Source organism: Enterococcus bulliens, from assembly GCF_053761865.1.
Window position 1 is genome coordinate 140341 of the sequence record NZ_JBSMXK010000001.1, and the last position, 13684, is coordinate 154024.

A 13684-nucleotide genomic window follows, 5' to 3' on the forward strand; every position below is an offset into this window, starting at 1 on the left:
TTAGCGATGTTTTTTTATCGTCCTTCATCGATTGCTTTTAATTTACGATATCTTGGACTTGTTTCCAATAATTCTTTTGGTGAACCTGACAATTCTAATTGACCGTTCTCAATAAAGATCACTCGTTGCATCTGATCGATCCCTTGCAAATGATGCGTGATCCAAATCACTGTTTTATCTGATAATTGACTAAAGAACGTGTCAATCAAGGCTTGCTCAGTAATTGGATCAAGACCGACTGTGGGTTCATCTAATAAAACAATTGGTGTGTCCTTTAATAAAATTCTAGCTAAAGCCATTCGATGGCGTTCACCACCAGAAAAACGCAAACCAGCTTCATCGACCATCGTGTGTAACCCCTCAGGTAGACGTTTTACTAGATTTTTTAATCCGACACGATCTAAAACGTCCCAGACTTCATCCTCACTAGCTTCTTCGTTACCTAGGCGTAGATTGTTTAAAATGGTTGTTCGAAACAGATAAGGTGTTTGTTGGATCACTCCAACTACTTCTGCGATTGCATCACCCAATTGACTAGTCGGTACACCGGCTAAAGTTACCTGACCAGTAGTAGGAACTATGTCTCCACGAATCAGTGAAGCCAGAGTGCTTTTTCCTGAACCACTTCGTCCTAGGATCGCGATCTTTTGCCCTTTAGGAATCTTAAGTTCGAGATGATCTAAAACAAGTTTTGATTCATTGGGATAATGAAACGTAACGTCTTCTACACGAATATCGAGCTGTTGATTTTCAGGAAGCGCTACAGGAGTCACTTCAGCTTTTTCTTCTAAATGATTTAAACGGTCTAAAGAATCTTTATAGATATTCGTTTCTTGCGCTGCATCTGGTAAGACGGCAAATGCATCGACCAATGGAAACAAGCTCAATACAAAAGCTGCAATCCAGTTAGCAGCTCCACCATGATCGCCCACAAAACGCTGACTCGTCCACAAAATCAAACTAATCGCGATCAATCCGATATACAGTTGCAAAATAAAATTACGAACTCGATTAAAATGGCGCAATTCATTTTGAACATCGTAAAGCTGTTGCTCATTTTCAACATAACTACTTACGTAATCTTGACTACGCTGACTAAAAATCCAGTCAGAAACCCCCATTACATTATCCGTCAAATCTGTATATAAAGCATTTTTGACTTGTTTTTCTTTTTCTTGACGTGCACCGTTTAATAATACTGAATACAAAGGAAAGACAAATACCAATACAAATAATAACAACGCCATCACTAACGCGAACCAAAGAGAATAAAACCCTAATCCGATCACGACGAAAGCATATAAGATCCAAGCAATGATCGTTGGAAAAACCGTTCTTAGATATAAATTTTCGATATGATTGATATCTTCTACCAATAGACCTAAAATATCGCCGATCTTAAAATTGCGTTTAAAGAAAATCGCATCTTTTTCAAGCACTGTATATAATTTTAAACGCAGTGTTGATGTTAAACGCAACACCCAGTTATGACTGGTCAACCGTTCAATATAACGAAAGACCGGACGACCAATCCCGAAAGCACGAGTTAACACAATGGGAATATAGATCAACAAAATATTCTCCGGAATCGAAGCAGCCCGACTGATCAAATACCCCGAGACAAACATCAATGCGCCCGCGCAAAAGAACGTCATAAAGCCTAAAAACAAAGCTAAATATAAAGAACGTTTATATTGATGCAAAAAAGGTTTCACCCAAGTATCTTTTTCAAAAGCCTTAAATAGAGGAATTTTAGGCATCTATATCCCTCCTCATTTGTTTAGTTAGTTCATAAAAATGGCCTCGTTTTGCTGTCAGTTCAGCAAAACTACCTTGCTCAACTACATGTCCAGCTTCTAATACCAAGATATGATCCATCTGATGCATCCAATGCAAGCGATGCGTAGCAAAAAAGACAAGTCGATTCTCCATTAACGGTAGCATTCTTTCTTTAATCTCTACTTCTGTTTCAATATCTAAATGCGCTGTAGGTTCATCTAATAACAAGATGCGACGTTCTTTATCTAAAAAGGCCCTAGCTAGCGCGATTCTTTGAGCCTGGCCTCCACTTAGTGCTCTTGCACCGTCTCCGATCTGAGTGTTTAATCCTTCGGGCAATTCCGCAACCAATTCCGTCAAGCCAGCGACTTTGATGGCTTCTTCGATCGCATCAGGCGTTGCATCGGGTGTATAAAACGTAATATTTTCTAGTAAAGACAATTGGAAAATGTATGGATTTTGTGGAATATAAAGCATTTGTTTTTGCCAATCAGATTGCGCCAGACTCGCTACAGATACACCATCAATTTTGATTCCTCCCTCATTTGGTGATAAAAAACCACTCAATAAATCAATCAAAGTTGATTTCCCTGAACCACTCATTCCAATAATTCCGACTTTTTGTACACCTTTCAAAGATAGATCAAAAGGATATAATGTTGGATTTTCATCATAGGCAAATGTGATGTGTTCCAATTCGAGTGTCGTTTGTTGATTGACGTCTGCCAAAGCTTTCTTTTCAACTTCGATTTCTGGTAATTCTAGTACTTCTCTAATTGCTGTCATCGCATTTTTACCATCTAGTGTTGCATGGTAATCACTTGAAAAATCACGTACTGGTAAAAAATATTCTGGAGATAAGATCAGTACTGTCAATGCGGGGAATAATAAGATCCCTTCATTGATCAAACGTAAACCAAGTAAAACGGCAACGATCGCTACAGATAAAGTAGTAAAAAAATCTAAAGCAAAAGTCGATAAAATCCCAATACGCAATGTGCTCATAGTCGCTTTACGAAATTCTTCACTGGTATTGTAGATACTTTTTCCATAGCGTTTACTCAATCCAAAAATCTTCAAGGTATCGATTCCACGTAATGAATCGATAAAATGGTTCGACAATACTTGAAAAGCGTGATACTGACGATCGGCTTTAGCCTGTGCTGCATATCCTAAAATAATCATAAATACGATAATCAAAGGAAAAACCAAAATCAATACGACACCAGATTCCCAATCTAATAAAAAAACTACGGCCAAGATCACCCAAGGAATGATCATCATATTCATGACTTTCGCTAAAATCAAATGAATATAATTTTCTACTTTAGAAATCCCTTCTAAAGCCATCGTGATCACATTTCCAGTTCCTTGTTCTTGTACTAACGTAGGTCCTACACGAAATATTTTTTGCAGTAAATCATGTCGTAGATTTTTTGCTTGTTCCTGAGCAAAGCGATCCAATAATTTGTCTCTTAAATAAGTGACTGCATGCCTTGCTGCATAACAAACAAAAAAAGCTACCATCATGAGTAGTTGTGCGCTTAATTTTTGCCCTTCCCATAATCGAGTGATCACTGTTGCAAGCGTATAAGCTTGTCCAATTATAAAGAGAGCTTGCAAGATAGCATATCCTGCAAGCACTCCCATGATCTTACGAATGTTGGGCAAGCGCATAATCGCTTTATCAATCATTCTTAATATCCTTTCATATTGACCGTTACTCGTTTTCTAAACACATAGTAAGCCCAAGCTGTATAGGCTAACACAAATGGCAACAACGTAAACGACATGTATGTCATGATTTTCAATGTATATGGTGAAGATGATGCTGTTTTGATCAACAAGTCATAATCACTACTAATTGAGCTAACCATCACACGTGGGAATAATCCCGTAAACAACAATGCAACTAGTGCAATCATTGTAAATCCACTAGCTAAAAAGGCTAGTAGTTCTTTTTCTTTAAAGACAGAGATATTCGCAATAACAGTTAAGACTACGATCACAATCGTCAAGCCTAGTGTCGTTGCAAAATGTTTTTCATAGAAATCTGTTTGGAAATACATCAAAACAGCAAATGCTACTAACCCAACATAAAGTACTGCATATAATGCTTTTGCATAGTTACGCGCACGTTCACGTACTGGGCCTTCTGTTTTTAATGAAATATAGTTCAATCCATGTAAATAAGAAAGTAACGTTAAGGCAACACCACCGACTACAGAAAATACATTGATATAATCTGTAAAGGTCGCAGAAAGATTTCCACTAGCATCGATTGGCATTCCTTGGATCATACTGATGAACAAGATTCCAAAGAAAAATGGAACGATTGTACTTCCGATCGTCAATGTCCAATTCCAGAAATTTTTGTTTTTTTCCGGAACTTTATGACGAAATTCAAAAGATACTCCACGAATAATCAATCCAAATAAGATAATAAATAAAATCAGATAGTAACCGCTAAATAATGAAGCATACCAGTATGGGAATGAAGCGAACATCGCGCCACCTGCTGTTAATAGCCACACTTCATTTCCATCCCAAACAGGACCGATCGTATTGATTACTTGATCTTGTTCTTCATCATTATGTGCTAGTGTTTGAACAGCCATTCCAACACCAAAGTCAAATCCCTCTAAAAAGAAGAAACCTGAAAATAATACACCAATCAATATAAACCAAACTAACTGTAATGTAGACATTAGAATGCACCTCCATCAAATGGATCAATGGCTGGTTTTGCATCCGCAGCGTGTTGATGGTCCACATATTCTGGACCTTTTTTCAATTCACGAACAACTAAGTACACCATTGTAGCACCAAGCCCTGCAAATAGTAAAAAGTATACTGTATTTGAGAACATTAAGGAAGCTACAGAAACATTAGGTGAAACACTTTGTTCGATTGTAAATAAACCATAAACGGTCCAAGGATAACGACCTAATTCTGTTACTAACCAACCTGAAGTATTCGCTAAGAACGGTGCAAAAGTCATCAGCCCAAGCACCCACAATAACCATTTTTTCTCGTATAGTACTGGTTTTTTCTTACGTGTTAAGAATAAGCCTAAAGCTGATACAACAAACATCAACGCACCAAATCCTGCCATGATACGGAATGTCCAGAACAGCGTATTTACTGGAGGATAATAGTTACGATCTCCATATTCTGCTACTAATTGTTTATTGATTTCATTCATTCCTTCAACCGAACCAGATAGTTTATGGTAAGAAAGAATACTTAACATATAAGGAATTTCGATTCCAAATACGCGTTCTTTTTTCGCTTCATTTGCCCAAGCGATCAATGTCCAAGATGCTGGATCACCAGTAGTTTCATATAGACCTTCTGTTGCAGCAAATTTCATTGGTTGATCTTCTACTAAAGCCTTCATTTGGAAATCCCCAGCTGTTAGTACTGCGATTGAACCAACTAAAGAGACAACTAATCCTACACGCAATGATTTTTTATAGATTTTTTCAGATACAGCAGATAGATCTTTTTTCTTCAACACTCTAAATGCTGAAAGTCCGGCTACCACGATTCCACCAGTTAAGATAGCTGCTGCGATTACGTGAGAAAATTCATACCACAACTGTGGATTTTTCAATAAAGCACTAAAGTCGTTCATAACGGCACGACCATTTTCAATTTGGTAGCCTTTAGGATGTTGCATAAAAGCATTGGCCACGATGATCCAAAAAGCTGACATCAATGAACCAAATCCAACTAACCAAATAAACAATGCATGCACACCTGGTTTTACCCGATCCCATGTAAACATCCACAAGCCTAAGAAAGTTGATTCTAAGAAAAAGGCAAGCAATGCTTCAACTGCAAGTGGTGCACCAAAAATATCTCCGACAAAACGTGAGTAGTCTGACCAGTTCATTCCAAATTGGAACTCTTGAATGATCCCTGTCACTACTCCGACTGCGAAACTAAGCAACATGATTTGAGCCCAAAATTTTGCCATTTTTTTATAGGTTTCATCTTTTGTTCGCACATAAAGTGTTTCCATAATTGCAACAATAAACACAGTACCAATAGATAGTGGTACAAAGAAAAAGTGAAAAATTGTCGTCATGGCAAATTGGATTCGAGCCAATGTAACGATATCCATTTCTATTCCTCCAATTCATTTTTGTACGATGTGTACAATATAATTCCTAGATACTTCCAAACAACGAATTTGTTCCACAAGTGGTTTTTTTCACGAACTACTCTATGAAAAACTACACCAAACAAAAACAGATGAATCGAGCATTATCCACTATCAATATTAGGGAAATTCTCGATTATTGCAACCGATTCGTTTAAAATAAATCGTTTTCCACATAAATTTCTCATAAATTAAAAATTTATTATTTCCTATATATAGTCAAATACTTCGTTCATTAACAATCCTCAATTACTAAATACGTTACACTCAGCGGCCCATGAACTCCTTCTACTAATACCATCTCGATATCTCCAGAATTCGAAGGTCCTGAGATAAAATGTAAAGCTGAACCGAAAGCTTCGCCTTTAGCTACTTTTTCAGCATATAAATCCGTTACTTGGGTCATTCGACTGACCAAATGACTCTTGGGCACCATTGCGATATAATGCTTCGGTAAAAAATGGATTGCCCGACCTTGTCCTGGACTGCTCTCAACAACCACGGTTCCTGATTCGGCTAGCAGATATTCTCCAAAAACGATCCCGATATTCGCTTTTTGTGCATGTTCTAAATTGATCTCACGCTGGGTCGCTCCTTTTTGCCAAACTGTGGCTACTTCATCTACTAAAAACTCTGCTAATCCATAATCATTAAAACGAGGGTCATCAGCATAAAGCAACGGCCCACCCTGATAGCGTTCAATTTGATCAGCCAACGCCTGAGCTAAATATTGTTTTGGTGTGGCTACGACACGACAATGCAAGGCTTCACATTGTGCTAAAAAAACATCGAACAATGCTGCTGGATCCAAGTCATCTAGAGTTTCATGTGGGAGATCATTACGATAAATAAGCGGCTTTACAGAGTGTCTCGTGTAGTCTAAACGCTCTGCTAAATGATTTAAAAAATTTTCTTTTTTCACTTTTTGATCATTGACGTTCATCAGTTGCCACTCCTTTTTGCGCTTGATGCTCCTTGAACCATTTTCTAAAATTATCTTTGCTTTTTGGTGGTCGAGGAAAATCGCGATAGTCTGTCCAATTTTTAGCCATCGCGGGCGCTTTAGCTAAGTAACCATCAAATTGGTATAGATTTTTCACACTTGGTTCAGTTTTCTTTGCTAGTGCAGCTGATCCTAGATGATCGACTTTTTGCACCATATTAAATACGATTGGTGAAGCCGTCACTCGGCCAATCATTTTCATTGTCGCATCATCCATCCCATGTTGCATATTTAACTCATTAGTCATGACCGTACGATGCTCGATCAACAATTGATGCAAAGGGATTTTCACTGGACAAGTATCTGTACATGCACCACATAAACTAGATGCGTAAGGCAATTCACCAAATTCTTCATAACCACCTAAAATCGGTGATAAAACAGCACCCATTGGCCCTGGATAAATTGAACCATAGCCATGTCCACCAATATGGCGATAAACCGGGCAGACGTTTAAACAAGCACCACAACGAATACACTGCAACATTTCTTGGAATTGGGTTCCTAAAGCTTTTGAACGCCCATTGTCGACGATAATCACATAAAAGTCTTCGGGACCGTCTGCTTCTTCAGGCTTTTTACGTCCAGCAAAAGTCACATAACTTGTTAATTTTTGTCCCACAGCGCTGCGACAAAGAAGATTATCTAATACATCTGCCTCTTTCAACGTCGGCACAATTCGCTCCATTCCCATCAGGACGATTTGCGTTTTTGGGATACTGACAGCCAAGTCAGCATTTCCCTCGTTCGTTACTAAATTAATCATCCCGTTGTCTGCGATGGCAAAATTACATCCTGAAATTCCTAAATCAGCTTTTAAAAAACGATCACGTAACACTTCTCGTGCAAATTTTGCTAATGTTTCAGGATCATCGCTACCTACATATCCAAGTTTTTCAAAAATCATTTTGACTTGTTGACGATTTTTATGGACGGCAGGAAAGACAATATGAGACGGTTCATCCCAATCATCCATTTGTAAAATAAATTCTGCCAAATCTGTTTCCACGACATTGACGCCTTCCATCGCTTCAAACATCGGATCTAATCCAACTTCAGTTGTGACCATCGATTTTGACTTTACAATATTATGGATATTTTTTTCTTCGACGATTTGGCGTACATACGCTTGGGCTTCTGCTTCCGTTTGCGCAAAAAGAACAGTTCCCCCATTTTTTTCCACATTATCACTAAATTGCTCTAAATAATCCGGAAGATATGCGAGCGTATGTTGACGAATTTGTTGGCCCAATTCACGCCATTCTTCCCAATTTCCCAATTGATCGCGTGCTGCTTCACGTTTGATCCACTGTGCATCTTGAGCTTTTTTTAGCGCTGCTTGCATCTGTTCATCTTGGATATTTTCCTCACAACGTTCATCAAACGTTTTTGTGCTTGTCTTTAATCCCATCTCAACTTCCCCCTATATTTGAACCAATTTAGGTTGTACGATTCTAGAACTATCCACATCATGATTTAAGACTTCCGCAATGTGCATGATCGTAATCGGATGCCCTTCGCGATTTAACTTTCCACCGATATTCATTAGGCAAGCCATATCTGCACTAATCAATACTTCAGCTTCAGTCGCAAGTACATCTTGGACTTTTTCAGTGACCATCGCGTTTGAAATGATTGGTTCTTTAACTGAAAAAGTTCCACCAAAACCACAACAATTTTCTAAATGAGGTAGTTCAACATACTCTAATCCTTTGACATAGTTCATTAAAGCAAATGGTGATTCTTTTTCTCCAAGTAGACGAGTCATATGACAAGAACGGTGATAGGTCACTTTGGCATTCAATGTCGCTCCTAAATCCCGCATTCCCAATACATGATATAAAAATTGTGTGAATTCATACGTTTTATCATGTAATTTAACTGCTTCTTCATAGTATTCTGGATCATCTTTAAAAAATGTTGCATATTCACGCATCGAAGCAGTACAACTTCCCGCAGCTCCCACCACATAATCTGCATCTTTAAAGGCATTCAGTTGATTAATCAATACTTTTCGTGATTCTTTTTTATATCCACTATTTAATGTTGGTTGGCCACAACAGACTTGTGACTCTGGATAGAGAACTTCAATCCCCAAACGTTCTAACACTTCAACAATCGCTATTGAAACATTTGGAAATAGCGCATCTACTACACAACTCGTGAACAAACTGACTTTCATCACTGTCATCTCCCACACTAGAATAATTCCATTATACTCCCTTTTTTCACAAAAAACAAAAGTTAAATATTTTTTTCACAAATAAATAAAGTAGTTTTTTTCCATAAAAAAAACAGACAAAGAATCGTTCTTCCTCTGTTTTTAGTATAGTTATGTTATCAATTTTCTAGCGAGATTCCATTGTTTTCGATAGCAGTAATAATTCTAATCTACTCACATTTCACATAGTTGTTCATTTTGTTAACGAATTGTTTTTAATGCTTTAGCCCAAGTGATCAATTCCTCAAACATATCCAAGACTCCTTGTGCCATATGTTCACCTGGTTTGAATTCAGCAAAGTTTTCAAAATCTGTAAATAAATTAAATGCAGGGTTTGTGCGCACACCTGCTACTTTTTGTTCAGCTAAAACTAAGCGTAATTGCTCAGCCGCACGGATACCGCCACCAGATCCGTAACTTACAATGCCGGCTGCTTTATTAAACCACTCTTCACGTGCACTGTCGATTGCATTTTTTAATGCACCACTCATACCATGATTATATTCTTGTGTAATAAAGATATAACCATCTAAAGAATCGATTTTTTCATTCCAAGCAGTATTTGGAGTTCCTGTACCTAAAAATGGTAAATCATAATCTAAAATATCAATAATTTCAAATTCATGTCCTTCTTGTGTCATCGCCAACTGTTTAATATACGCTCCGACTTGTGGACTAACGCGTCCTTCTCTAGTACTTCCTAAAATAATTCCAAATTTCATTCTGTTTTCCTACTTTCTTTTTGTAAGTGATTTAGTAACTCAATAATATCACTTACAAAAAGAAAGTAAAGAGATATGCTTACTTTTCGTAATAAAAAAAGCAGCTCTTTTTGAGCTACTTCATTTATCGTTAAAAGAATAAGGCTTCTTCGTCACTTAGAGCATAATGCACTTGATTTTGAAATTGCTTAAGCAATGTTTCAGCTGCTTCACCCAAATATGTACTAGCAACATGTGGAATAATGGGACGATCCACTAATGATAAGCCGTTTGTATCAGATAGCATTGCTTTTTGAGGATCATCCATTGCGTTAATATATGCTATATCTGGCGTCATGATTACAGCTCCTGCTGACTCTCCAATCAAATAATTGCCATTGGCTAAGTACTCTTCTAGCAATTGAGCCAGTCCTGAACGTTTCACTGCTTCGAGCAAATAAAATGTATTCCCGCCACTGATAAAAAGAATGTCAATGCGTTTTAATACATCTTCAAGTTGCGCAAAAGAAATCTGGTCTAATTCGATTTTTGTAATCTGCTGTGTTGATTTTTCAAAAAAATTATAGGTCTCAGTAACATAATCCGAATATTCTTCTACAACACTAGCTGTAGGAATAAATCCGATATGCTTATTCCTTAAACAAACTTCGCTAGTAAACAAGTTTTGGCTACCTAAAAATGAAGAACATAAGAATTTAGTTTTCATGTTTTTCTCCTTTTTCTTGTTTTAATACTAAAGACATACCAAATAATAATAAAACAATCGAGATCGCAATGACAACAAGCCCAAATACTTGGTCATGATACGTCAACAATAGTCGAATCAACGCCGTCAAACCTAACGTCAGTAAAAAACTCAATGAAACGTGTCCTTGATTTTTGATCGATGTAATGATCAAAGTTAAAAATTCAAAGAATAAGAAAAACGAAAGGATGCTTTCTAATGCGTCGTAATAAACAGCATTTGTATCGACAGCTAGAGCAAACGTGAACAAGTGATACACTTCTTTAAATAAAAAAAATGTGATAATAATGCCAACTAGTACTAGCGCAATCGAGCTCAAAGCCATTAAAAAGGCCAAAATCTTTTTTTCAATTTTTAATAACCATTGACTCATATTCTTTTCTCCCTACAAAATAGAATCTTCTTCAGTATGACTTTGATAATTTGGATCATACTTATCGGTTTCAATATAGATATACAGCGTCTTATCCGGAAATTCTGCGCGGATATCTGCTTCAATCTCATTAATGATTGCATATCCTTGATCTTCTTTAGTATCTAATAGATCGACTTTTGCTGCGATCATCACTTCATCTGGTCCCATGTGGATTGTTTTGATATCGATTAAGCGTTCGATATCTTTACGCTTAAATTCATTGACGATGATTTTTAAATCACTAGCGGTCACACTTTCACCAATGATCAAACTATAAAACTCTTTTGCGAGAAAAATCGCTGCTCCAGTCAGTAACAGTCCAATAAATAGACCACTCAATGCATCATAGAAAGGATTTCCCGTAACCATCGCAAGGATCGTCCCTATAACAGCTAAAAATAGTCCAATAACGGCACAAAAATCTTCTGTGAAAATAATTAAAATTTCACTGTGACGGCTTTCTCGCAAAAATTTAGGAATCGATAATTTTTCTATATTGAGTTCACGAATTTCTTTCATCGCTACTCGCAAAGAAGCCCCCTCGACAACGATCCCGAATGCTAAAATCCCTAATACGATCCAAGGATTATTCACTTCATGACTAGGATGCAATAATTTTTCGATCGCTTCCATAATTCCTAATACACCACCACCAAAAAATAACATAGTGGCTACAATCGTACTAAAAAAGTATTTTGCTCGTGCTTCACCGAACTGATGCAAGTCGCTACGCCCTAATTTTGAACGACGATCTCCAAAAATTAGTAGGATTTGATTGCTACAATCCACAACACTATGGATACTTTCATTTAACATAGCGGCACTTCCACTAACGAAAAAACCAACAAATTTACTAATGGCAACTAAGATATTGGCAGCTAGTGCTGCTAATACTGATCCCATTCCATTCTTCTGCTTTACTTCCAAACAGACTCACTCCTATTCTATTTATGTTGTTAGTATACTGGAATTCCATTTCTTTGCCTAATCTGGTCTACTTAAGATGAAAAAAATATTCGAGTCAATAGACTCGAATATTTTTACAGTTCAGTTAAAGGGCATAAATGTTTTTCTGAAATCGCTTGAACTTTTTTAACACGACGCTGATATTTTTCTTCTTCTAAAAAGTCCGTTGTCATCCAAGTATGCACGATTTCTGCAGCAATCGCTGATCCGATGATTTTTCCACCTAAACACAAGACATTGCTATCTGTATGTTCACGTGCGAGTTTTGCACAAAACGGATCTTGACATACTACTGCATCGATTCCCAAAATACGATTGGCAATCAACGCACTACCATAACCCACACCATCGACAAAAATCCCGCGATCATACTCGCCTTTAGCTACTGCTAGTGCGGCTGGATAAACGAAATCTGATAGATCTACTGCTTCTTCAGTATACGGACCAAAGTCATAAACTGTATGCCCCATCGCTTCTAATTGTTTGATAATTTCTTTTTTTAATGCAACACCTGCATGATCACTTGCTAGACTGATTCTCATTGTTTTCCTCCTAATGAAATAAAAAACGAAGAAAATCTTCAGTTGAAGAATTTCTTCGTATATGTTTTACTGTGCAATAAAGCCAGTTACCGCAGCCAATAAACCAAAAATTACTCCTGGTAAGTTAGCAAGTACTATTGGCCAGTCTTTTTGTGGTTTTCCATATCCATATACGACCCATAATGAACAGTTTACAGCGGCGGCCAATGGTTGTAAATAGCCAGTCGGGTTCCCAGTTAAATTTCCATAGATTTGCGGACCGTATGAAACGTACATAATGATCGCGGTTACAGTTGCAACTTTCCCTAAATGGGCATGCCATTTTGCTTCTTCCATTTTACAAAACTCCTTAGAACATACTTGAAATTTACTTTTATATAAAATTAAGCTTACACCAACTTTCCGAAAATTGTAAGTGCTCTCTCACAAATTTTCTTATTATTTACTGAATTTTCCTTGAATAAATGCGTTTCAGAAAACTATCATGAAATAAAAACGAATATTCATTTTACTTTCCATAAAATTAGACTCGTATTTTGGATCTGGTTCTTGTACACTAAAAATAAAAGGAGTAAATAATATGCATCGCTTAGATTATCAATCCCCTTTAGGTATCTTGTCCTTAGTACGAGAAGAAGAAAATTTAATTGGTGCTTGGTTTGAAGGTCAAGCACATTATTTTCAAAAAATCGATCCTAACAATTGTACGATCACCACCAAAGATGACCCTTTATTTCAACCATTCACTACATTTTTAGATGCTTATTTTGCTGGTCAAAATCCTAGTATCACTGAGATTTACGACTCTTTAACACCTAATGGAACGGTATATCAACAAAGAATTTGGAGATTATTACTCCAAATCCCTTATGGACAAACACTTGCTTATATGGATATCGCAAATCAATACACTCAGTTGCAAAAATCTACCAGCGCGCGCGCTGTAGGTGGAGCTGTAGGTAAAAATCCACTCTCGATCTTTATTCCTTGTCACCGTGTGATTGCAAAAAATGGTCAATTGACTGGATATGCTGGTGGTTTAGACCGCAAAACAACTCTATTAAGACTAGAACAAGCTTGATCTTTTTCCTCACTATTTAACGGATATATTACGACAAAAAA

General features: G+C 37.1%; 14 protein-coding genes. 1 reads left to right on the forward strand and 13 read right to left on the reverse strand.

From position 1 onward, the window contains the following. Positions 1-14: 14 nt before the first annotated feature. From cydC to ACWOEC_RS00785, 13 genes are all read right to left on the reverse strand, one after another. Positions 15-1760 (reverse strand): thiol reductant ABC exporter subunit CydC, encoded by a 1746-nt coding sequence (gene cydC, locus ACWOEC_RS00725; protein ID WP_455305402.1) that lies wholly within the window; start codon positions 1758-1760, stop codon positions 15-17. After that, the gene (gene cydD, locus ACWOEC_RS00730; protein ID WP_455305403.1) at positions 1753-3474 is read right to left on the reverse strand and encodes a thiol reductant ABC exporter subunit CydD; all 1722 of its coding nucleotides are present in this window, start codon (positions 3472-3474) and stop codon (positions 1753-1755) included. Before cydD ends, cydC begins: the two co-directional genes overlap by 8 nt. Positions 3475-3476: 2 nt before the next feature. Continuing rightward, positions 3477-4487 carry a cytochrome d ubiquinol oxidase subunit II gene (gene cydB, locus ACWOEC_RS00735; protein ID WP_297078958.1) on the reverse strand — a complete coding sequence of 337 codons (1011 nt, stop codon included), beginning with the start codon at positions 4485-4487 and terminating at the stop codon, positions 3477-3479. Next, positions 4487-5908, reverse strand: coding sequence for a cytochrome ubiquinol oxidase subunit I (locus ACWOEC_RS00740; protein ID WP_455305404.1), 1422 nt, complete (start codon positions 5906-5908; stop codon positions 4487-4489). The genes cydB and ACWOEC_RS00740 overlap by 1 nt, the downstream gene beginning before the upstream one ends. Positions 5909-6182: 274 nt before the next feature. After that, the gene (locus tag ACWOEC_RS00745) at positions 6183-6890 is read right to left on the reverse strand and encodes a LutC/YkgG family protein (RefSeq protein ID WP_455305405.1); all 708 of its coding nucleotides are present in this window, start codon (positions 6888-6890) and stop codon (positions 6183-6185) included. Then, positions 6877-8361: a LutB/LldF family L-lactate oxidation iron-sulfur protein gene (locus ACWOEC_RS00750; RefSeq protein ID WP_455305406.1), complete on the reverse strand. Its 1485-nt coding sequence runs from the start codon at positions 8359-8361 to the stop codon at positions 6877-6879. Before ACWOEC_RS00750 ends, ACWOEC_RS00745 begins: the two co-directional genes overlap by 14 nt. A 12-nt stretch (positions 8362-8373) precedes the next feature. Continuing rightward, positions 8374-9132: a (Fe-S)-binding protein gene (locus ACWOEC_RS00755; RefSeq protein ID WP_297077885.1), complete on the reverse strand. Its 759-nt coding sequence runs from the start codon at positions 9130-9132 to the stop codon at positions 8374-8376. 240 nt (positions 9133-9372) lie between these two features. Continuing rightward, positions 9373-9894 carry an NADPH-dependent FMN reductase gene (locus ACWOEC_RS00760; protein ID WP_297077883.1) on the reverse strand — a complete coding sequence of 174 codons (522 nt, stop codon included), beginning with the start codon at positions 9892-9894 and terminating at the stop codon, positions 9373-9375. 130 nt (positions 9895-10024) lie between these two features. After that, positions 10025-10600, reverse strand: coding sequence for a Type 1 glutamine amidotransferase-like domain-containing protein (locus ACWOEC_RS00765; protein ID WP_455305407.1), 576 nt, complete (start codon positions 10598-10600; stop codon positions 10025-10027). After that, on the reverse strand, positions 10590-11012 hold the full coding sequence (locus ACWOEC_RS00770; RefSeq protein WP_297077879.1) for a phosphate-starvation-inducible PsiE family protein: 423 nt from the start codon (positions 11010-11012) through the stop codon (positions 10590-10592). Before ACWOEC_RS00770 ends, ACWOEC_RS00765 begins: the two co-directional genes overlap by 11 nt. Before the next feature lie 12 nt (positions 11013-11024). Continuing rightward, positions 11025-11981: a cation diffusion facilitator family transporter gene (locus ACWOEC_RS00775; RefSeq protein WP_297077877.1), complete on the reverse strand. Its 957-nt coding sequence runs from the start codon at positions 11979-11981 to the stop codon at positions 11025-11027. Positions 11982-12094: 113 nt separating this feature from the next. Continuing rightward, a complete protein-coding gene (locus ACWOEC_RS00780) occupies positions 12095-12562 on the reverse strand; it encodes an RpiB/LacA/LacB family sugar-phosphate isomerase (protein WP_455305408.1) in 468 nt (155 codons plus the stop codon). Positions 12563-12628: 66 nt separating this feature from the next. After that, complete coding sequence (locus ACWOEC_RS00785) at positions 12629-12898, reverse strand: ABC transporter permease (protein WP_455305409.1); 270 nt, start codon at positions 12896-12898, stop codon at positions 12629-12631. A gap of 244 nt (positions 12899-13142) precedes the next feature. Here ACWOEC_RS00785 and ACWOEC_RS00790 point away from each other — a divergent pair, with 244 nt between their 5' ends. Further along, positions 13143-13643 (forward strand): methylated-DNA--[protein]-cysteine S-methyltransferase, encoded by a 501-nt coding sequence (locus tag ACWOEC_RS00790; RefSeq protein WP_455305410.1) that lies wholly within the window; start codon positions 13143-13145, stop codon positions 13641-13643. The last annotated feature ends 41 nt before the right edge of the window (positions 13644-13684 follow it).

Coding starts and splice junctions, on each gene's coding strand:
- cydC (WP_455305402.1), bottom strand. CDS start 1,760: ATGCCTAAAATTCCTCTATTTAAGGCTTTTGAAAAAGATACTTGGGTG.
- cydD (WP_455305403.1), bottom strand. CDS start 3,474: ATGATTGATAAAGCGATTATGCGCTTGCCCAACATTCGTAAGATCATG.
- cydB (WP_297078958.1), bottom strand. CDS start 4,487: ATGTCTACATTACAGTTAGTTTGGTTTATATTGATTGGTGTATTATTT.
- ACWOEC_RS00740 (WP_455305404.1), bottom strand. CDS start 5,908: ATGGATATCGTTACATTGGCTCGAATCCAATTTGCCATGACGACAATT.
- ACWOEC_RS00745 (WP_455305405.1), bottom strand. CDS start 6,890: ATGAACGTCAATGATCAAAAAGTGAAAAAAGAAAATTTTTTAAATCAT.
- ACWOEC_RS00750 (WP_455305406.1), bottom strand. CDS start 8,361: ATGGGATTAAAGACAAGCACAAAAACGTTTGATGAACGTTGTGAGGAA.
- ACWOEC_RS00755 (WP_297077885.1), bottom strand. CDS start 9,132: ATGAAAGTCAGTTTGTTCACGAGTTGTGTAGTAGATGCGCTATTTCCA.
- ACWOEC_RS00760 (WP_297077883.1), bottom strand. CDS start 9,894: ATGAAATTTGGAATTATTTTAGGAAGTACTAGAGAAGGACGCGTTAGT.
- ACWOEC_RS00765 (WP_455305407.1), bottom strand. CDS start 10,600: ATGAAAACTAAATTCTTATGTTCTTCATTTTTAGGTAGCCAAAACTTG.
- ACWOEC_RS00770 (WP_297077879.1), bottom strand. CDS start 11,012: ATGAGTCAATGGTTATTAAAAATTGAAAAAAAGATTTTGGCCTTTTTA.
- ACWOEC_RS00780 (WP_455305408.1), bottom strand. CDS start 12,562: ATGAGAATCAGTCTAGCAAGTGATCATGCAGGTGTTGCATTAAAAAAA.
- ACWOEC_RS00785 (WP_455305409.1), bottom strand. CDS start 12,898: ATGGAAGAAGCAAAATGGCATGCCCATTTAGGGAAAGTTGCAACTGTA.
- ACWOEC_RS00790 (WP_455305410.1), top strand. CDS start 13,143: ATGCATCGCTTAGATTATCAATCCCCTTTAGGTATCTTGTCCTTAGTA.